The organism is Novipirellula artificiosorum (genome assembly GCF_007860135.1).
GTDB lineage: Bacteria > Planctomycetota > Planctomycetia > Pirellulales > Pirellulaceae > Novipirellula_A > Novipirellula_A artificiosorum.
Window position 1 is genome coordinate 17,515 of sequence record NZ_SJPV01000014.1, and the last position, 19,725, is coordinate 37,239.

Sequence of the window (19,725 nt, forward strand, 5' to 3'; positions counted from 1 at the left end):
TTCCCGACATGATGATGCCAGAAAATGAACCACGCAACGATTCTTGTCGCCAAACGGATCCGTTCGTTGCTGCTGAGCGGCAAGCCGACAAGCTGGCGACGCCCCGCGATCAATTGCTCGCTCAGGTTTTGGGCGAGACACTCAGTCGGCGTCATGAGGACCCCGGTGCGATGTTGCTTTCACTTCGGCAGTGGCGGACAACACTGGGTGCGACGCTGTTTGACTCGGATTTGGTTGAGCGGTTGGTCCAACAGGTGCTGCAGTATCGAATGGGCAGTCATGCGGACGACCTTCCCGCGCCGCTGCGCCGGGACGTCGCTGCCGTGCTTTGGAATGACCCGGTGAGTCGCCAACGTATTGAACGGTTGTGGCAGTCGTTGGAGCCAAGCCAATGACAGATCCATGCCCCCATTCCGATGAGCGGGAAGGTAAAAAAACGGTAAAGGCTTCGGCTTCCGAACCTGTCGATGTTGCATCCTTGATCGAGGAAGGCCAAGGCCTTGTCCGCTCGATCGCCTTGAGCGTGTTTCGCAGCTTGCCCGTTCCAATCGAACTGGATGATCTGATCGCGTATGGTCAGTTGGGGTTGGTCGAGGCAGCTCAAAAGTTTGACCCAACCTCCCAGGCACGCTTTACCACGTTCGCCTATTACCGCATTCGTGGCCAGATCTACGATGGTGTTTCCAAGATGACGTGGACCAGTCGGGCGCGCTTGCGACGGATGCGGTTTCAGCAGATCGCCGATGACGTGCTGGAAAGCGAACAGGATGAGGCAAGTGATCGGCCGACGCCGGAAGAAGATGCCGCATGGATCGGGCGAGTGACCGAGCGACTAACGGTCGTCTATTTGGCCTCGGGGCGCGATGACGAGACCAATGGACCCTCGTTGCGGAACGCCGTCTCAACGGAACAGTCGCCCAGTGCCGCGCTGGCCAGCTTGGAAATGCAGCAGAAGCTACAGAAGGTCGTCACGCAATTGCCGCCCGATGCGGCTCGATTGATACGAAGCATCTACTTCGACGGCTACACCTTGACCGAAGCTGCACAACGCGCTGGAATCAGCAAGAGCTGGGCCAGCCGGTTGCACGCCAAGAGTCTTGATCAGCTAGCCAAGAGTCTCCGCCGTGATTGATTGGGTGCCGTGTCTCACCGCACCCTTACAGATCGTACGACGTGAGCGGAAAAACCGGGCAATTTCAGCTTCTCACGCTTATCGCCCACTCGATCCGCGATTATCGTGGTAATCAAATCAGCCACCCGCGACGCTCACATGCAGGCGAATCCTTTTCATGGCATCTGAACCCACACTCGATCTCGATCGTCTCACGGCAGCCATTTCCGAAGAACACCCCGCCGGCACGTTTTTGCGTGAAACCAACCGCGAATTGCTGCAACGTGCCAAGGACAGTCGATCCGCAGCGGTTGCAGTTGAGCGTCGGCAACGTGAGTTGGAGATGTACAGCGATGAGGATCTGGCAATGCTGCCCGATGAGGACCGTCGAGTCGAATCGCCCGATTGGCGAACGGTCGTCGATTGTTGTACAGAGATCCTTGCCAATCACTCAAAGGATCTGTGGGTTGCGTCCTGGCTCATCGAAGCGAACACCCGCTTGGCTGGATTTGCTGGACTTCGCGATGGGTTCCAACTGGTCGTCCAGCTGGTCGAGAAGTACTGGGACAACATTAGCCCGCCGCCGGATGAAGAAGAGGGCTACGCGGGCACGCTTTCCCAGTTGGCGAGTTTAAACGGAGTCAGCAGCCAGGGTACGTTGATCATCCCGATCGAGTCGATACCGCTGCTTGTCGTCAATGATTCTCCGGGGCTCTCGTTTGCAGCCTATCGGCAGGCCATGAAGGATAGCGATGCGCGACCGTCAGAAGCAGAATTCTATTCTGCGGCGCGAAAGATCGATCCACAACGATTGCGTCAATCGGTTGAAGAGATTGACGAGTCCATCGAAGCATTCTCGCAAATGAATCGCTTGTTGGCGAGCAAGTGCGGAGCCCATGATCAACCGGCGGTGTCACCTCCAAGCTCACAGATCACGGCAGCACTGGAGCAGTGTCAACGAACGCTACGTTTGATCTCTCGCGATGTCGTCTCGCCGGACTCGGCGGAGGAATCTGAACCTACGGATGATGATTCCGAATCGCTGACACAATCGACTGCGACATCCGGCCGTGGGAATGTCGATCCCGTGAAACAGCAAGTGGCCAATCGTGAGGACGCTTTTCGCATGCTGTTGCAAGCGAGCGAGTTCTTTCGAAAGACCGAACCGCACTCGCCCGTTGGTTACATGCTGCAAAAAGCCGTGCGGATTGGACGAATGGAGTTGCCTGATTTGCTACAAGAGATGATCACCGACGAGGACGTGCTGGTACGATTTGCTGAACGTACCGGAATCGACATCAAACGGGACTCCGAAGAGGACTAGCGGGCACCTTTCCCCTGGCCCCTCCGTTGGAGTGTTGCATCACGCCATCGGCTGGGGTAAAATCAAACGTGTGTGATATTGGGGCACAATGTTTCAACCGCCGCTTGGGGAGAAAACGCCATGGCTTCTGAAAGCCAACAAACGAAGCTCAGTCGAGTAAGAAAGCCTCGAGTCCATATCACCTATGAGGTCGAAACCGAAGGTGCTCAGATTGTCAAGGAACTGCCGTTTGTCGTCGGGGTGATGGGTGACTTTTCTGGCGATCCGACAAAGAAACTTGATCCGTTGACAAAACGCAAGTTCATTCAGATCGATCGCGACAACTTCAACGATGTGCTCAAACGCATGACGCCGGGATTGGACATGCGTGTCGAAAACACGCTCGCCGAAGATGGCAGCGAAATGTCGGTCAATTTGCAATTTGAAAAGATCGAAGACTTTGAGCCAGCCAACGTGGTCAAGCAAGTCGAACCACTACGCAAGTTGATGGAAACGCGTGACAAGCTTCGTGACTTGGCGACCAAGATTGACCGAAGTGCGGATCTTGAAAATGTGCTCGAACAAGTCTTAAGTAACACCGACCAATTGAAGCAACTCTCCGGTGAACTCGGCGGCGACGAGAGTGAGTAGGCTCTTCTCCGACGCAGCCCATGGGAACTAGGACTCGCTTGATGTCCGTTCATTCTCTTAACAGACGCGTTTTACTCTTCGATCCACTGACATCCCTTGCACTGGAGTTTTCGTTATGGGTGCTAGTAAAGAAAAGGCCGCAGCGGCCCAACAACAGGTCTCGGAAAGCGTCGGTGAAAGCTTGCTGGAGACGGCGATTTCGGCAACCAAACAAACCGAGCGTTCGCGAGCCGAAGAACTGCTGAAGACATTGACCAGCGAAGCGCTCAAAGGAACGGTCACCTTTGACAAAGACGTCATGCGTTCGCTCAACGCCGCGATCGCTGGTATCGATGCAAAGCTAAGCAAACAGCTCGCAGCCATCATGCATCAACCCAAGTTTCAGCAACTCGAAGGAACTTGGCGTGGTGTTCATCACTTGGTGATGAATAGCGAAACCGGTGAGATGTTGAAGATTCGCGCGTTGAATTGTTCCAAGAAAGAACTGTTCAAGGACATGGATCGTGCCGTCGAGTTTGACCAAAGCCAACTGTTCAAGAAGCTCTACGAAGATGAATTCGGAACACCCGGGGGTGCCCCCTTTGGTGCGTTGATTGGTGACTATCAGTTTACGAACCATCCCGAAGACATTGATTTGCTTAGCAAGGTCAGTGGTGTCGCGGCTGCCGCTTTCTGTCCGTTTATCTCTGCCGCCGATCCGACGCTATTCGGTTTTGACGACTGGACCGAAATGACCAAGCCTCGCGACCTGTCGCGGATTTTTGATGCGGTCGAATACACGAAGTGGAAAAGTTTCCGCGAGAGCGACGATAGTCGGTTCTGTGTCTTAACGATGCCGCGAACCTTAGCTCGATTGCCCTATGGTGCAAACACCAAAACGATTGATGAGTTTGACTATGAGGAGGTTCAAGTTGGGGCAAAGGGTGAGTCGGTTCACGTTGAGCACGATAAATTTTGCTGGATGAATGCCGCGTATGTGATGGGTACAAAGCTTACCGATGCGTTTGCCAAGAGCGGTTTTTGCACGGCGATTCGCGGAGTCGAAAATGGTGGCAAGGTCGAGGATTTGCCGGCCTACATTTTTAAATCCGATGATGGCGACATGGACCTGAAATGCCCCACCGAAATCGCGATCACCGATCGCCGTGAAAAGGAACTCAGCGATTTGGGATTCTTGCCGTTGTGCCACTTCAAGAATACCGACTATTCCGTTTTCTTTGGTGCGCAAACTTGCCAGAAACCAAAACTATACGATCGCCCCGCAGCGACCGCCAATGCGGCGATCAGTGCGCGATTGCCCTACATCATGGCCACCAGCCGATTTTCGCACTTCTTGAAGGTGATTGCCCGAGACAAGATCGGTTCGTTTATGGAGGCGAGCGATTGCGAAGCGTGGTTGGATCGTTGGATCCACAATTATGTGACAACCGACACGAATCCGTCCTCGGAAATTCGTGCTCGTTACCCGTTGGCCGAGGCAAAGATCCAAGTCCGCGAGATCCCGGGTAAACCGGGGTCGTACAACGCGATTGCGTGGATGAGACCGTGGCTGCAAATGGAGGAGTTGACGACCAGTATGCGGATGGTCGCCAGCATTCCGAAAATGAGCAGCTAAATTCACTCCATTCCATCGTATCCCGCTGCGCCGAACCAGACCGGCGCAAACTCCATCACGCCAAGGGTTCGTGCTGTGCTCGACGCCGATCCTAGCCCCAAAGCGACGCCAGGAAGCGAACAAGGCTTCGCATCTGAGTCGGTCGCGGATTCGTTGTTGGACAGCGTCCTTGGTCGATCGGGCGGTCCCTCGTCGGCGACGGATGCCAAAGCCAAATCGTCAACCGGGGCTCCGTGCACGCTTGATGCTTTCCTAAAAAGCAATCAAGTTGGCGAGTTGTTGGACCTGTGGCTGGGCCCAAGTTGGCGTGAGAACCCTCGTTACGACTCGGGCGACGCGATCGCGACACGATTGAGCGCCGATATTGCCGCGATTGACACCCTGCTTGGCGATCAGGTTAACGCAATCTTGCACAGCCCGCGATTTCAGAAGCTCGAGGCCTCATGGCGCGGCTTGGCTTTTTTGGTTCGGCGGGGAGATATCGAAAGTGATCCGCTGATCAAGATCCGGATGCTGTCGGTCAGTTGGGCTGAATTGGAGAAGGACTTTGAACGCTCGGTCGAATTTGATCAGAGTCAAATGTTCAAGAAGGTTTACGAGGATTGCTTCGGAACGGCCGGCGGAGAACCGTTTGGCTTGATGGTTGGTGATTACGAGATCAGTCATCGTGTAACGGCGAAGCAGCGGCATAATGACGTGTTCGTGCTGAGATCGATTGCCGGCGTGGCAGCGAGTGCATTTTGTCCGTTTTTATGTGCAGCTCATCCCGACTTGTTGGATTTTGAGTCGTTTTCGCAGTTGCAGGTCACTCGAGACCATCGCGAGCGGCTGTCTCGACCGGACTACCTGAAATGGAATAGCCTCCGTGACGAAGAGGATGCTCGTTTTGTCGGTGTGCTGCTGCCGCGGATTCTGATGCGTGGCCCCTACGAAGACGACGGCAGCCGAATCGATCAATTCGTCTTTTCCGAGGATGTTCGCAAGCCCGATTGCAGTGGTTATTTGTGGGGCAATCCAGCCTACGCTTACGCTGCGGTCGCGATGCGTTCGTATGCAACGAGTGGTTGGTTAGCTGACATTCGTGGGCTGCGACAAAACGAGGATGCCGGAGGGTTGGTGAGCGATTTGCCAGCGTTGAGCTTTCCCACCGATTCACGTGGGGTGGTCCCGCGACCCGTTACGGAAGTCGCGGTCACGGACTCGCTTGAACGGCAACTCAGCGAAATGGGGCTGTTACCGCTTTGTGATTGTAAGGATACGCCGATGGCCGTGTTCGCCAGCGGTCAATCCTTGCAACGTGCCAAGGTGTATGACGACGCCAATGCGACGGCGAACGCAAAAATCAGTGCGATGTTACCCTACATCCTGACCGTCTCGCAATTTGCACATTACATCAAATCGATCGCCAGGGCCAAAGTCGGCTCGTTCGCTACGGCATCCGAGTTGGAGCGAATTTTGCACGATTGGATTGTCGAATACGTGACGACCGACCGCGAGGCCTCCGCGTCTGTCAAAAGCAGCAAACCGCTCCGCGAAGCGGACATTTCGGTGCAGCCCGATCCGAGTCGGCCGGGATCGTTTCGCTGCATCATGCGATTGGCCCCTCATTATGAACTGGATGAGATGGTCGGCAGCGTGCGGCTAAGCACGATTTTGGGAAGTGAATAGCAACAACCAACAGCAAAAGAGAAACCATGAACATGACACCGAGCGAGCTTTACCAGGCAGGACAACTTGATGAAGCGGTCCAGCGGTCGGTCGAACTTGTCAAAAAGAACCCGGCTGACAGTAACCTTCGTTTTCAGTTAGCCGAGTTGTCCTGTATCGCCGGCGACCTCGAACGAGCCGATCGCCAAATGGAGACGGTTTCCAATCAGGATACTCAGGCGGCAATGGCCGCCGCACTGTTTCGGCAACTCGTTCGCGCCGAGTTATCGCGTCGCGAGTGTTTTTGTTCCGGGAGGATGCCAGAGTTCATTGGCACACCCTCACCGCAACTGCAGAACCATGTGCGAGCGCTGACGGCGATACGCGAAAACGACTTGGTGGAGGCCGCGAAATGGATCGGAGCGGTCGATGAGTCGGCACCTAAACACACCAAGGGATGGATCGTCAACGACAACAGCGTTACCGCGATTCGCGATCTCGACGATGTACTCGCACCGATTTTGGAGGTCCATACATCGACGGGAAAGTACTTCTGGATCCAGTGGGATCAAATCGTTGCACTCGAAGTTCATCCGCCCAAACGATCGATCGATTTGCTTTGGCGTCAGGCTTCGTTGTCCATCGAATCGGGGCCGGACGGCGAAGTCTATTTGCCGGCAATTTATCTTGATCCAGATGGGCAACCGGCAACCGACGCAAGTTTGCGACTCGGACGCAGCACCGATTGGGTCGAAAGCGGTGATTCGATTGTTCGCGGCCGAGGACAAAAAACCTTGCTTGCTGGCGACGTTGATTTACCGTTCATGAGTTTGGTAACGATCGAGCGTCAGGAGTAGGCGTCTCATGTCTCGCATTCCCAATGACACCAGACTGATCCCCAGCATACTGGATCGATTGATCGATCTGCAGCCAGATCGCAAGACCGAACTGCCTGCTAGCCGTACTCAGGTGTTACAGCAAGTGAAGACGAGCGTAGGGCGTGACTTGCAAAACTTGCTCAACACTCGCTGCCGTGCCACGGGATATCCCGAAGGGCTCGAGCAGTTGGGTACTTCGCTCGTCGCCTATGGCATCCCCGATTGTGTCGGCATCAACACCGGCTCGCGAGAACAGCAAGAAACGTTGCGGAGGATGATCCAGCGAGCGGTAGAGGTGTTCGAGCCTCGATTGATCAGCATTCGTGTTTCGACGGCCGACACCAATGACCCCTCGGATCGAACGATGCGATTCCGAATTGATGCGATGTTGAAAATCGATCCCGCTCCCGAGCCGGTTGCTTACGATAGTTGGCTCGACGCGACCGTCGGTGATTTCTCGGTGCAAGGAGTGCGGCGGTGAGCGATCGATTGCTACCCTATTACAACCAGGAGCTTGAGTTTCTTAGGCGTTTTGGTTCGCAGTTCGCTTCAGAACATCCCAAGATCGCTGGTCGGCTGCGTTTGGGCGATGACTTGTCCGAGGATCCGCACGTCTCGCGAATCATCGAAGCATTCTCCTTGCTGGCCGCACGAACTCGGCTAAAGATCGACGACGATTTTCCTGAAATCACCCATGCGCTGCTCGGTGTGCTTTATCCTCACTACCTTGCCCCCATTCCCTCGACGGCGGTTGTTGAATTTTCGATCGACAAGCGGCAAGCGGACCTCGTCGGTGGCTATGGTATTGAGGCTGGCGAAAGCGTGGAAACGGAATCAACCTCCGATGGCGTTTGTCAATTTCGCACAGCCTACCCCGTCAAGTTGTTTCCCATTGGAGTCACCGCAGCCTCGTATCGTGGGCAACCCTTTTCATGCCCTGCGACCGATGCGATTGGCAAGAGTGAATCGGTGCTGCATTTGCATCTGAATAGCTTTCGTTCGTCGGTACCCATCGGCAGCATGGACATTTCGGAACTGCGTTTTTTCATCCGAGGGCTGTCGCGGGCATCAATGGATCTGTACGAATTGATTCACGGCGGCTGTGTGGAAGTGCTGTTGGCAAAATCACCAGACGATCCAAGTCCGATTCGCCTGAGTTCGGACGCGATTCAACGAGTCGGTTTTGCAAAGGACGAAGGCTTGCTGCCACACCAAGCGAGAACCTTTGACGGCTACCGATTGTTGACCGAGTATTTTGCGGCTCCTGAGAAGTTCATGTTTTTCGACATCAAGGGAATCAACGCGAAGCGGTTGGCTGGGATTGGCGATTCGTTGCACGTGTTCATTCTGTTGCGGCGGCACATCGGTGACATCGAGCCGTTTGTGGCTGCCGATACGATCCGATTAGGCTGCACGCCGGTGGTGAATTTGTTCGAGCACCGTGCCGAACCGATTCGTGTAACGCATGGCGCGTCAGAGTATCGCATCGTTCCCGATGCTCGACAGCCGCGTGCGTTTGAAGTCCACACGGTGACTCGGGTCACCGGGATTGACGCAAGCAATCAAGAGATGATCTATCACCCTTTCTATTCGATTCGTCACGCGGCTGAACGAGAGAAGCGACGCGGCTTCTATCATCTGATGCGCCGCGAGGCAGAGAGGAGTGGCGGAGATGTTGACCGTGCCACAGACGTCTATCTGTCGTTAGTGGATCTTGATTTTCTACCACAGGAATCCGCCGGGACGGTGCTGGACATCCGCATGCTTTGCACCAGCCGGAATTTGCCGGAACGATTGGAGTTTGGAGGCGGACGACCCCGTTTGCAATTGGTTCGTGGCGGCCCAGTCAACGCACCCAAATGTGTCACTCAGCCGCGACCCGCGATTCGACCTCCGGTGGGCAAGGGAACCAGTTGGCGTTTGATTAGCCATCTTGCGTTGGGGCACGTTTCGCTATTCGATCAGAGCAACGGTGCTTCGGCACTGCGCGAGATTTTGAGTCTTTATGAATTTGTCCAAAGCAGTGACCTCCGTCAGCGTATCGATTCGATCCGATCGGTGCATTACCAGCACGGCGTGGCACGTTGCCATTCGGGTGCGGCAACCGGCGGCACCACGTTTTGTCGTGGCTTGGATATCGATCTGATGGTGGATGAGGACAAGTTGAGCAGCGGTGGTGCGTACTTGCTCGGCTCGGTCTTGGAGCAATTTCTTGCGCTGTATGCAACCATCAATTCATTCACCCGAACACGACTTTTGAGCACTTTACGCGAAGAGCCGATTGCGAAATGGCCAGCCCGATCCGGAAGAAAAACCCTTCTGTAATCGATCGGCTGGTAACACAGCCGCATCGATTTTCCTTTTACCAAGCGGTGCGGTTGCTGCTCGCGTCGGGTGCCGCACGCTCCCTCGGTGCAAACGAAGGCCGAGTTGGAACGATTGAGAACGCGTCGGCAGAAGCGATTCGATTTCGATCACAAGCGGCGTTGGAGTTTCCAGCGACCGAAATTGTCTCGGTGAAGGTGCCGCCATCGCAATCCGATGATCTGGATGGTGACGCAAATGGGCGTGGCCAAGATCGATCGCCAATCGAAATGGAAATCGCGTTTTGGGGATTGGTCGGGCCGGTCGGAGCGCTTCCGAATCATTACACTCAGTTGGTGATTGATCGTGCTCGCGACCACGACACGTCGCTGCTTGACTTCTTGGATTTGTTCTCGCACCGACAGCTATCGTTGTTTTATCGCGCCTGGGAGAAGTACTTTGTCCCAGCCGGTGTCGAGCGAGCGCTGCGCCAGCACGATCCTGCCGCCGACCTACTACGTGAATCGTTGTTGTCGATCGTCGGACGAGGGACGCGAAACGTTCGTGATCGGTTAGAGATTCTAGACGATGTGTGCGTTTACTACGGTGGACTGTTCAATGATCGGCCCAACGCGGAATCGCTCAGCCAAATGGTGGCCGACTTCCTTGGCCTCGATACGCAGGTCTTGTCGCTATTCGGTCAATGGCTGTTGTTACCACCGTCAGAGCAATCGCGACTGGGTGCACTCGACGGGCACAGTCGGCTGGGCACCGACACGGTCCTCGGAGAAAAAGTTTGGGATCCGACGTCGAAGTTTCGCATCAGCATCGGCCCGGTACGGTATAAAGATTTTCTGAGTCTGATGCCAACGGGTGATTCCTTAATTCCAATTTCGCAGCTGATCCGCAGCTATGTTGGCTGTGAGTTCTCATTCGATCTCCAAGTTGTTTTGATCGCCAGTGAGATTCCGCCTTGTCAACTCGGCGGTGTCAGCAGGTCGGAACTCCCTCAAGCGAACTTGGGGTGGAACACATGGCTGTGTAGCCAGACGCCAACGAAGGATAGCCACGATGCCGTCTTCCAACACGATGGTTCACCCTTGGCCTAACTCATTCGAAACCTCCTCTCTATGAAAGGTTCTCAGCACCATGTCGCAACTGAATTTGAAAGAACTCGTTGGCAAATTAAACAACACTTGTCGCGCGTCGCTCGAAGCGGCTGCCGGTTTGTGCCTTTCGCGGACCAACTACAACATTGAAATCGAGCATTGGCTCTTGAAGTTGCTCGAGAACGATCGTAGTGATCTTACGATTGCATCGAAAGCGTCGGGGGTCGACGTATCTCGATTGACCACCGATTTGACGCGTGCGATTGACAAGTTCAAAACCGGCAACGGTCGTCCGCCCGCCTTGTCCCCCAATGTGGTCGACTTGATTCGCGATGCATGGCTATTCGGGTCGATTGATCAGGGTGTTGGAAAAGTCCGCAGCGGGCACTTGCTGGTCGCATTGTTAGCGTCCAATTCGCTTCGCGGTACCGCACTGGATGCCTCGCAGGAGTTCGAAGCAGTCAACCCCGACGCGATCGCGCGAGACTTTGCTGTGATCTTGGCAGAGTCCGATGAGGAGCATGTGCCGATGACCAGCGGCAGCGCGCCTGGGGCGACGGGCGGACCGGGAACGCCGGGACGCGGGCCGACCAAGACGCCTTCACTTGATCAATTCACCATCGACCTGACGGGGCGTGCCGCCAGCGGTGCAATCGATCCGGTACTGGGACGTGATCACGAAATCCGTCAAATCATTGACATTTTAACGCGTCGCCGACAAAACAACCCGATCCTGACCGGCGAAGCGGGCGTGGGAAAAACCGCGGTCGTGGAAGGGTTCGCCCTGCGAGTCGCATCAGGAGACGTGCCACCGTCGATTCAAAATGTTCAAATTCGCACACTCGACCTAGGGCTGCTGCAAGCCGGTGCAGGAATGAAGGGCGAGTTCGAAAACCGATTGAAGGGAGTAATCGATGAAGTCAAAGCGTCACCCATCCCAATCATCCTGTTCATCGACGAAGCACACACGATGATCGGTGCCGGCGGCCAAGCGGGCCAAACCGACGCCGCCAACCTTCTCAAGCCGGCCTTGGCACGCGGTGAACTGAGGACAATCGCGGCGACCACTTGGGCTGAATACAAGAAGTACTTCGAGAAGGACGCTGCACTGGCACGCCGTTTCCAAGTGGTCAAGGTCGAGGAGCCGGACGTGCCGGTTGCGATCGAAATGATGCGTGGACTCGTCGAAACACTCGAATCACATCACAGAGTCCGTGTTTTGAACGAAGCGGTTGTCGATGCGGTAGTGCTTTCAAGCCGTTACATCAGTGGGCGGCAATTGCCGGACAAGTCCGTCAGCTTACTCGACACCGCTTGTGCCAGGATCGGATTGAGCCAGACGGCGACACCGTCGGCGGTAGAAGATGCGCAGCGACGGATTGATCAGTTCAAACTGTCCATCAAGATTTTTCAGCGTGAACAGCAAACAGGCACGGATCACGAGAAAACGATTGTGGAATGCGAACAGCAACTCGCGTTAGCCGAGGAAGCATTGGACTCGTTGACGGGCCAGTGGGAACAGGAAAAAGCACTCGTTCAGCAGATCCAAAAGCTGCGACATCAGATCACCGGCGATCCGATCGGGTTGGCGGTGGTAGCGGAAGAGGCAAAGGAAGAAGAGGAAACGCCACCGGCCGGACCAGAAACATCGCAAGCACCCGACTGCTCCGAAATGCCCGGGGTCGAACCGGGACCCGCCACTCCCACGACCGAAGAACTTGCCCAATTCAAGTCAGAGCTTGTCACAGCAGAGAAAGAACTTCGCAAAGTCCAGGGCGAAAATCCGCTCATGTTTCCCTGTGTCGATTCCTCCGCCGTCGCGCAAACGGTTGCGGCGTGGACCGGAATTCCTGTGGGACGGATGGTCAGCAACGAGATTCAAACGGTGCTCAACTTAAAAGAAATGATGGAAGAATCGATCGTCGGCCAGTCGCATGCATTGGATCGTATCGCACAGAGTATTCGGACCAGCCGCGCGCAGCTGCGCGATCCCCGCATGCCGATCGGCGTTTTCCTGTTGGCCGGAACGAGCGGGGTGGGAAAAACCGAAACCGCAATCACGCTGGCCAATTTGCTTTACGGTGGCGAGCAGAATATGACCGTACTGAACATGTCCGAGTTCAAGGAAGAGCATAAGGTCGCCTTGCTGATGGGATCGCCTCCGGGCTATGTGGGCTACGGTGAGGGTGGCGTGTTGACCGAAGCGATCCGTCGGAAGCCCTATTCGGTCGTTCTGCTAGATGAAATGGAAAAAGCGCATCCAGGGATCCAGGATGTGTTCTATCAAGTCTTTGACAAAGGAAATATGAAGGATGGCGAAGGACGCGACATCGACTTCAAAAACACGGTGATTATCATGACCACAAATGCCGGTACGGATTTGATCAAAAGCATTTGTAACGATCCTGACACGATGCCCGATCCAGATGACTTTATCACAGCCGTTTTTCCTGAACTGCTCAAGACGTTCAAACCGGCTTTCTTGGGACGTGTCAGTGTGATCCCCTACTATCCGCTTAATGACGAGGTGATGACGAGGATCACACGATTGAAACTCGACAAGGTCGCAAAACGTGTCACTGAAAGTTATGGGGCGGAGTTTACCTATGCCGACGCGGTCGTCGATGCGATTCGTGCCCGCTGTACCGAAGTCGATACCGGTGCCAGAAATGTCGACCACATTCTCAACCGCACGTTGCTCCCCGAGCTATCCGCTCAAGTGCTGGCGAAGCTCGCCGAAGGCAAAGGAATCTCCAAGATCGCAATCGGTTCGGACGACGCAGGATTCACCTACGAAGTGTTCGCTGCGGATGCTGGTAACTGACTCTGACTTGCAGTTCTTTCAATGCACTCGGGAACACGGAGAAGGTAGGCGTGTGATTTCGTTTACCATGGGTCGTTTGAATGGCTGCATGGCTGGTTTCTTGTCTTGGTCGTGACATTTTGACGCAGCCAGCGATGCTAAGCAGAGCCAGCACGGATGAAACCCTGAGTTCTCCCGCTTGCCAACGGAGTGTCCACAATAGAGAATACTCGCATGCGAGAAATTACCATTAAAGAACTCCCTGAACATATCGTTGAAATTGTCAGTGATGCCGGAGAGGGCGCACAGAAGGCAGCGGTCAGTTTTGCACAGGTTTGTGCAAAGGCCGGTAACGGTTTGTGGACGGTTGAGATCATCCCCTCGGAAATTCAGCCGCCCCCGCACACGACGGGCAGTGCGAGTGGCAACCGGATTCGGCTTTCCCGAAAGAACCGGGTTACCAACGTTGGTAATAAGGCGAACGTGGTATTGGCCTTTAACGAGATGGCCCTTCTGTCCCGCATCGAAGCGAGCAGCCTTGCGGATGATGTGGTGGTGATCATTGACAGCATGTGGGCCAGCCACCCGAATCACCGCTACCAGGAATCCTACAAGGAAGTGACGGATCGGGTTCGCAGTACGGGGGGCACCGTTCTCGAAGTCCCCATGGAAGAAGAAACGTTGAAGGTGGTAGAGGACGCGCGCCGTGGCAAGAATATGTTCGCGGTGGGTTTGCTGACGTTCCTGTACAGTAAAGATCCCCAGTTGATGCAGCAGGTGATTCGGAACACGTTTGCAAAAAAGTCGGAAGCCGTCATCAATACAGCCGTCGGGCTCGCGGAAAAAGGTTACGACTACGCGAAGACTCATTTCGAATTTCAGTACTCGATTGAGGCGACTCCTTCGGATCAACCCAAGGTGGCAATGAATGGCAATACTGCTTTAGCACTCGGCGCGATTGCCGCGGGGTTCGAACTTTGTTCGATGTACCCGATCACACCGGCGACGTCAGCATCACATGCCCTTGCTGATTTCTTTGAGAGTTTTGGTGGTTTTGTGCACCAGGCAGAAGACGAAATCGCCGCGATTGGTGTGGCCGTTGGAGCTTCTTACACTGGCAAGACGGCGCTGACGATTACGTCGGGGCCGGGTATGGCGTTGAAGACCGAGTTCCAGGGGTTGGCGGTCATGACCGAAACGCCGCTGGTGATCGTGAATGTCCAGCGTGGTGGTCCAAGCACGGGTTTGCCAACGAAGATCGAACAGGGCGACCTGCTCCATTCACTGTTCGGGGCACCGGGCGATGCCCCCAAGGTCATCATTGCTCCCAGTAGTATCGAGGAATGTTACTACATCCTGAGTACTGCGAGGAAGATCGCCGACGAGTTCCGGATGTTGGTGATTGTGCTGTCGGATGCCAACTTAGCCACCGGCCAACAGGTCTTTCCACGCCCTGATGTGGACCGTACGCCCGTCCCCCCGATTCTTGACCTCAGCCCGGTTCCCGATCAAACGCTTCCCTACGACTGGGATGAAACCACCGGTTTATCGAAACGATTGATCCCAGGTCAGCCCGGAGGCATGGGGATCACGACATCGTTGAATCATGATCGAAACGGCAAAGCTTGTTACGATGCCGAACGGAACCAACGCGCTCATACGATGCGAAGCCGCAAGTTAGCGACTTTGCAGAAGACCCTTCAGCCGCCACCTCTGTATGGTGCCGAAGAAGGCGATTTGCTGCTCGTCGGCTGGGGCAGCACGCGAGGAGCGATCGAAGAAGCGGTTGATATGGCGAGGGCCGAGGGCTACGCCGTTGCTTCCACCAACATTCAGTTTCTCAGCCCCCTGCCACCTGGTTTGAAAGAGCTTTTCTCGCGGTACAGAAAGGTGATGACGGTCGAGCTGAATTACAGTGACGACCCGAAGGACCCGCTGATCAATGAAGATAGCCGCCGCTACGGCCAACTCTGTTTTGTGCTCCGAGCCCGCACGTTGTTGGATATCGATTGTTATGCTCGTGTCCCAGGACAACCGTTCATGCCGATCGAAATCTACGATGCCATTGTTGCTGAGTTCAACAACCGACCTACCGCTGTGCCGACGTCCGAAGCCAGTGCAAAAAACCACTCACCGGAGGCGTTTAGGCCATGAAAAACATTATTCACGACAGCATGAATGAAAACTGCGCGGTCACGTCGCACACCTTAGCGGATTTTGAATCCGAGCTACCTCGTTGGTGCAAGGGTTGTGGCGATCACGGTGTTTTGACGGGTATTCAGCGGGCGTTGAAGAAGAACAATATCGACCCGGAGAATGTGGTATCGGTATCCGGGATCGGTTGCTCGAGTCGTTTGCCGCACTACTTGCGAACCTATGGGTTTCATGGCCTTCATGGCCGTGCGTTGCCGATTGCAACCGGAGTCCGGTTGGCTCGTCCGGAATCCCACGTGTTGGTTGTGATGGGCGACGGCGATTGCTTCAGCATCGGTGGAAACCACTGGTTACATGCCATTCGTTACAACATCAATGTCGTTGCCTTGGTGCTCGACAATAACATTTACGCGCTGACGAAAAAACAAGCTTCTCCCACAACGCCTGATGGTCAACTGACCAATACGACGCCGCGCGGAACGTATCTGGAGCCCATGAATCCGCTCAGCGTTGTGATGGGGATGACCAATGTGTCGTTCCTCGCGCAGAGTGCGACGTGGTTACCAAATCACCTTGACGCGACCATCGAGAAGGCTTGGAGTCATCACGGGTTGTCCTTTGTGCGAATTCTGCAGCGCTGTCCGGTTTACATGCCTCAGGGGTTTGGCGATGGCGGAAAGAACTATCCCGTAGTCCTTCTCGAGAACGAACAGGGGATCCCGATTGATCAAACCGCCCTGCTTCGAGGCCCGGCTCAGCCGCATGACCATACCGATATTCACGCCGCCCAGGAAGTTGCTCATACGTCGGAGCCGGCGCCGATGGGCCTGATTTACCAGAACGAGCGGTTACCCGCGTATGAAGATATCCGCTTCAGCCGCACGGATAAGCCCCGAGACCGAAGCGACTTCTTGCGACGTCTCGATGGGACGCTGGATAAGTTCGCTGTTTAACGTTTTGCGGAAAGTATCTTGCTCGAACCGTAGCGCGGGTTCGCCGCAATTGTTGGAGTTCAGGCTTGAGCCGCTCCCCTACGACTTGTGTGCTCCTCGTGATGCATAAAGAAAGGTCGCTCCCTGATGCAACCATCAATTAAAGAACGTATCCAAAACGCGTGGACGCCGGTCGGCGCTGAGTTGCTTGGTGTGATTCACCAGACCATCTCGGAATTGGATGATCTGCTCAAGTTGGACGAATATCGCCAGCACGGCCACGAACCCGCCAAGCTGCAAGAAGCGATGGGACCGTTTGCGGCAGCAAGTATGAATCTGGATTCGCTTTCGCATGTGCTCAGCCAAGGCCGAAGCGCTCGTTTACTCAGTCCGCAGCGTAAACAGCGAATCGAAAAGCTGCTCGCGACCCTCAGCGCCATTCGTCTGGACTTTGAGGCGAACCCGCCGATGCCCGTCTTTGTTTCGATGGAACGTCCGGAGAGCGAAATTGAAGTTGCTGTGGATCGACACCTGAGAGGCATCGCTGCGCTGTTCCAAAATTTGCACATCGCCCAGTTGGAAATCAGGGCCAAGTACCAACCAGATCAGCATGATGGCTTCTTTAGTGACTTCCGCTGGCATCAGCTCAGCCCGGCTGAGATCGAACGTTGCCCACCGTTTGTCGTGGTGGCCGAGTTGGACCAGGACGATGCAGCGTCGATCCAAAAAATGGTATCGCTGCTGGGCAGCCGCCAACCCATTACGATCCTGGCACTGCGTCGATCGTTGAAGAAGGTGTATCCGCCAGCCCCTGACCCGATCAATCCCACCACAGCCACACTCGAACTGTTTCCCCTGTTTATGCGAGGCGTTTACGCGGTGCAGGCCTGCATCGCAAACCACTGTTTTGATGACCTGCTCCGTCAAGGAATCACGTCTTCGCGGCCTGCGCTGGTGTCGTTGTTCTGGGATGACCAAGTGGACGACGTAGAGCTGAGGGATCGCTCCGAAAAAGCTCTCCTGTCCCGTGCGTTTCCGACCTTTACGTACGACCCTGATGGTGGAACGGACTTGGCATCCTGCTTGGATCTTTCAACCAACCCTGGCCTGGGACACGACTGGGGGACAGATTTGGATCTCGGTCGTGAGAACGAAACGGCTTCCGCAATGCAAGATCGTCCGTATACGTTTGCGGACTTTGCGTTTGCGGAATCGGCTTTCGCCGGATCTTTCGACGAGTTGCCTGCGATGGCTTCGAGAGAAGCGACCGTTCCGCTGCTGGAGTATCTCAGTATGACTCGGCCGCAACGCATCGGGCGGATTCCCTATGTCAACGTTGTCGGTAGCGATGGAGCGCTGATCGAGCAGGTGCCCTCGGCCGATATCGTCACCCAAACCTCGGAGCGGATGCAGCTCTGGCGAACCCTGCAAGAATTGTCGGGTGCTCACAGCCCCTATGTGAAACGAGCTGTGAAAGAAACGCACACGCGGGTCAGTTCCGAACACAAGACGGTCCAGCAGAACTTGCGGCAGGAATTGGAACAAGACGCGGACCGCCGTGAAAAGGCGGCCGTTGCGAATGCCGTTAGGAATTTGACGGCCCACTTAACTGGTAGTCATCCCGGCTCGATTCGATTGGAAGAGCTTTTTGGAATCTCAGAGCCCGTCCCCGAAGCGGAGATTGACCAAGAGTCCGATACGCCCCCATCGCCACCGAAACGCGTCTCGCCCGCCGCCGAACCGGCCAAAGCGGTGCCACCATCCGGGGATGGAGCGTGGTTGGAAACGCCTCTTTGCACCAGCTGCGACGAGTGCATCTCCGTCAATGACCGTATTTTTGCCTACAACGAGAACAAGAAGGCGATCATCAAGAACCCAAAGGGAGGTCCCTATAAAGACCTCGTGCGGGCCGCCGAAAAGTGTACCGCAGAAATCATCCATCCAGGAAAGCCCTGGGATCCGAGCGAGAAGGATGTCCAAAAGTGGGTCGAACGCGCAAAACGATTCCAGTAGGCCCCCGATTGTTTTGGAGAACGAACCGATCGAAACCGACGCGGACTTCGCTCAACCCGATCGAGAGCCTCGGCAACTCGACGGCGAATTGGCCGAGAGTGAGGCGGCGCTACGCAGTATTCACACTTCAAGCGTTCCCGAGATTCTGGCGCAACTAAGCTCCTCGCTGCTGGTGACGACCTACCAAACGGGCAAGTTGGTAATCCTGCGGAATGAGGCGGGCGTTCTGAACACTCATTTTCGATGGTTCAACAAGCCGATGGGGATGGCAATTCAAGGTGGCAGATTAGCCGTCGGGTGCGCCAACCGCATTCAGGAATTTCACAACGTTCCAGCGGTAGCGACACGATTGGAGCCAGCAGGAAAGCACGATGCTGCCTGGTTACCACGACGTGAAAACGTGACGGGTGATATTCAGATTCACGAGATGGCATGGATTCCGTCTGAGACCTCGCCCCTACCCGAGTTGTGGTTTGTCAACACGGCGTTCTCCTGCCTTTGCGTGCGCAGCAACGAGTACAGTTTTGAGCCACGTTGGCGCCCCCGGTTCCTTAGCCAGTATTCGCCCGATGATCGCTGCCATCTGAACGGTTTGACTGCGGTAAACGGGCGTGTCAAGTATGTTACGGCTCTTGGCAATTCCAATGAAGCCTTCGGATGGCGTAAAAACAAACGAGATGGTGGGATCCTCATCGACATCGACTCGAACGAAATCATCGCTCGTGGTCTCTCGATGCCGCATTCGCCGCGCTGGTATGACGGACGGCTGTGGGTGCTGAATTCGGGCACCGGCGGCTTTGGAATGATCGACGTAAAAAGTGGCCACTATGAAGAGGTTGCTCAGTTGCCCGGCTTTACGCGTGGGCTCTGCTTTCGGGGCCCCTTCGCTTTTGTTGGACTCTCGCAAGTACGTGAGAGTGCCGTCTTTGGCGGTATTCCTCTCGTTGAACGACTGCAATCCAGTGGCGAGCGGAGCTGCGGTGTCTGGGTCGTGAACATTCAAACCGGACAGACCGTGGGTTTCGTCAAGTTTGAGGATGCCGTGCAGGAAATTTTTGCGGTCGAGTTATTGGCCGGACAGCGGTTCCCTGAGTTGATTCAAGACGACTCAAACATTCTAGCAGCTGCTTATGTACTGCCCGACGAAGCCTTGGCGGACGTTCCAGCAGCCTTCCGTATTCGCGACGGTCTCTCCGATTGATTTC

At 55.2% G+C, this 19,725-nt stretch carries 15 protein-coding genes; all 15 read left to right on the plus strand.

All coding sequences use genetic code 11. The features are described 5' to 3' along the window. The first annotated feature begins 8 nt into the window (after positions 1-8). Complete coding sequence (locus Poly41_RS27510) at positions 9-395, plus strand: hypothetical protein (RefSeq protein ID WP_146530588.1); 387 nt, start codon at positions 9-11, stop codon at positions 393-395. Next, the gene (locus Poly41_RS27515; RefSeq protein WP_146530589.1) at positions 392-1,132 is read left to right on the plus strand and encodes a sigma-70 family RNA polymerase sigma factor; all 741 of its coding nucleotides are present in this window, start codon (positions 392-394) and stop codon (positions 1,130-1,132) included. The genes Poly41_RS27510 and Poly41_RS27515 overlap by 4 nt, the downstream gene beginning before the upstream one ends. 157 nt (positions 1,133-1,289) lie before the next feature. Next, complete coding sequence (gene tssA / locus Poly41_RS27520; protein WP_146530590.1) at positions 1,290-2,435, plus strand: type VI secretion system protein TssA; 1,146 nt, start codon at positions 1,290-1,292, stop codon at positions 2,433-2,435. A gap of 120 nt (positions 2,436-2,555) precedes the next feature. Continuing rightward, complete coding sequence (gene tssB, locus Poly41_RS27525) at positions 2,556-3,065, plus strand: type VI secretion system contractile sheath small subunit (protein ID WP_146530591.1); 510 nt, start codon at positions 2,556-2,558, stop codon at positions 3,063-3,065. A 115-nt stretch (positions 3,066-3,180) separates the two neighbouring features. After that, complete coding sequence (gene tssC / locus Poly41_RS27530; RefSeq protein WP_146530592.1) at positions 3,181-4,680, plus strand: type VI secretion system contractile sheath large subunit; 1,500 nt, start codon at positions 3,181-3,183, stop codon at positions 4,678-4,680. 75 nt (positions 4,681-4,755) lie between these two features. Next, entirely contained in the window at positions 4,756-6,348 is a 1,593-nt protein-coding gene (gene tssC / locus Poly41_RS27535) for a type VI secretion system contractile sheath large subunit (RefSeq protein ID WP_197231692.1), read from the plus strand. Positions 6,349-6,374: 26 nt separating this feature from the next. Beyond that, positions 6,375-7,184 carry a type VI secretion system accessory protein TagJ gene (locus tag Poly41_RS27540; RefSeq protein ID WP_146530594.1) on the plus strand — a complete coding sequence of 270 codons (810 nt, stop codon included), beginning with the start codon at positions 6,375-6,377 and terminating at the stop codon, positions 7,182-7,184. Positions 7,185-7,191: 7 nt separating this feature from the next. Then, a complete protein-coding gene (gene tssE / locus Poly41_RS27545) occupies positions 7,192-7,686 on the plus strand; it encodes a type VI secretion system baseplate subunit TssE (protein WP_146530595.1) in 495 nt (164 codons plus the stop codon). Then, entirely contained in the window at positions 7,683-9,530 is a 1,848-nt protein-coding gene (tssF, locus tag Poly41_RS27550; protein WP_146530596.1) for a type VI secretion system baseplate subunit TssF, read from the plus strand. The genes tssE and tssF overlap by 4 nt, the downstream gene beginning before the upstream one ends. Beyond that, complete coding sequence (tssG, locus tag Poly41_RS27555; RefSeq protein ID WP_146530597.1) at positions 9,494-10,618, plus strand: type VI secretion system baseplate subunit TssG; 1,125 nt, start codon at positions 9,494-9,496, stop codon at positions 10,616-10,618. Before tssF ends, tssG begins: the two co-directional genes overlap by 37 nt. Positions 10,619-10,658: 40 nt before the next feature. Further along, positions 10,659-13,442: a type VI secretion system ATPase TssH gene (gene tssH, locus Poly41_RS27560; RefSeq protein ID WP_146530598.1), complete on the plus strand. Its 2,784-nt coding sequence runs from the start codon at positions 10,659-10,661 to the stop codon at positions 13,440-13,442. 213 nt (positions 13,443-13,655) lie between these two features. Beyond that, positions 13,656-15,575, plus strand: coding sequence for a 2-oxoacid:acceptor oxidoreductase subunit alpha (locus Poly41_RS27565; protein ID WP_146530599.1), 1,920 nt, complete (start codon positions 13,656-13,658; stop codon positions 15,573-15,575). Beyond that, positions 15,572-16,528 (plus strand): thiamine pyrophosphate-dependent enzyme, encoded by a 957-nt coding sequence (locus Poly41_RS27570; RefSeq protein ID WP_146530600.1) that lies wholly within the window; start codon positions 15,572-15,574, stop codon positions 16,526-16,528. The genes Poly41_RS27565 and Poly41_RS27570 overlap by 4 nt, the downstream gene beginning before the upstream one ends. Before the next feature lie 126 nt (positions 16,529-16,654). Next, positions 16,655-18,520: a ferredoxin gene (locus Poly41_RS27575; RefSeq protein ID WP_146530601.1), complete on the plus strand. Its 1,866-nt coding sequence runs from the start codon at positions 16,655-16,657 to the stop codon at positions 18,518-18,520. Continuing rightward, positions 18,480-19,721 carry a TIGR03032 family protein gene (locus tag Poly41_RS27580; RefSeq protein ID WP_146530602.1) on the plus strand — a complete coding sequence of 414 codons (1,242 nt, stop codon included), beginning with the start codon at positions 18,480-18,482 and terminating at the stop codon, positions 19,719-19,721. Before Poly41_RS27575 ends, Poly41_RS27580 begins: the two co-directional genes overlap by 41 nt. The last annotated feature ends 4 nt before the right edge of the window (positions 19,722-19,725 follow it).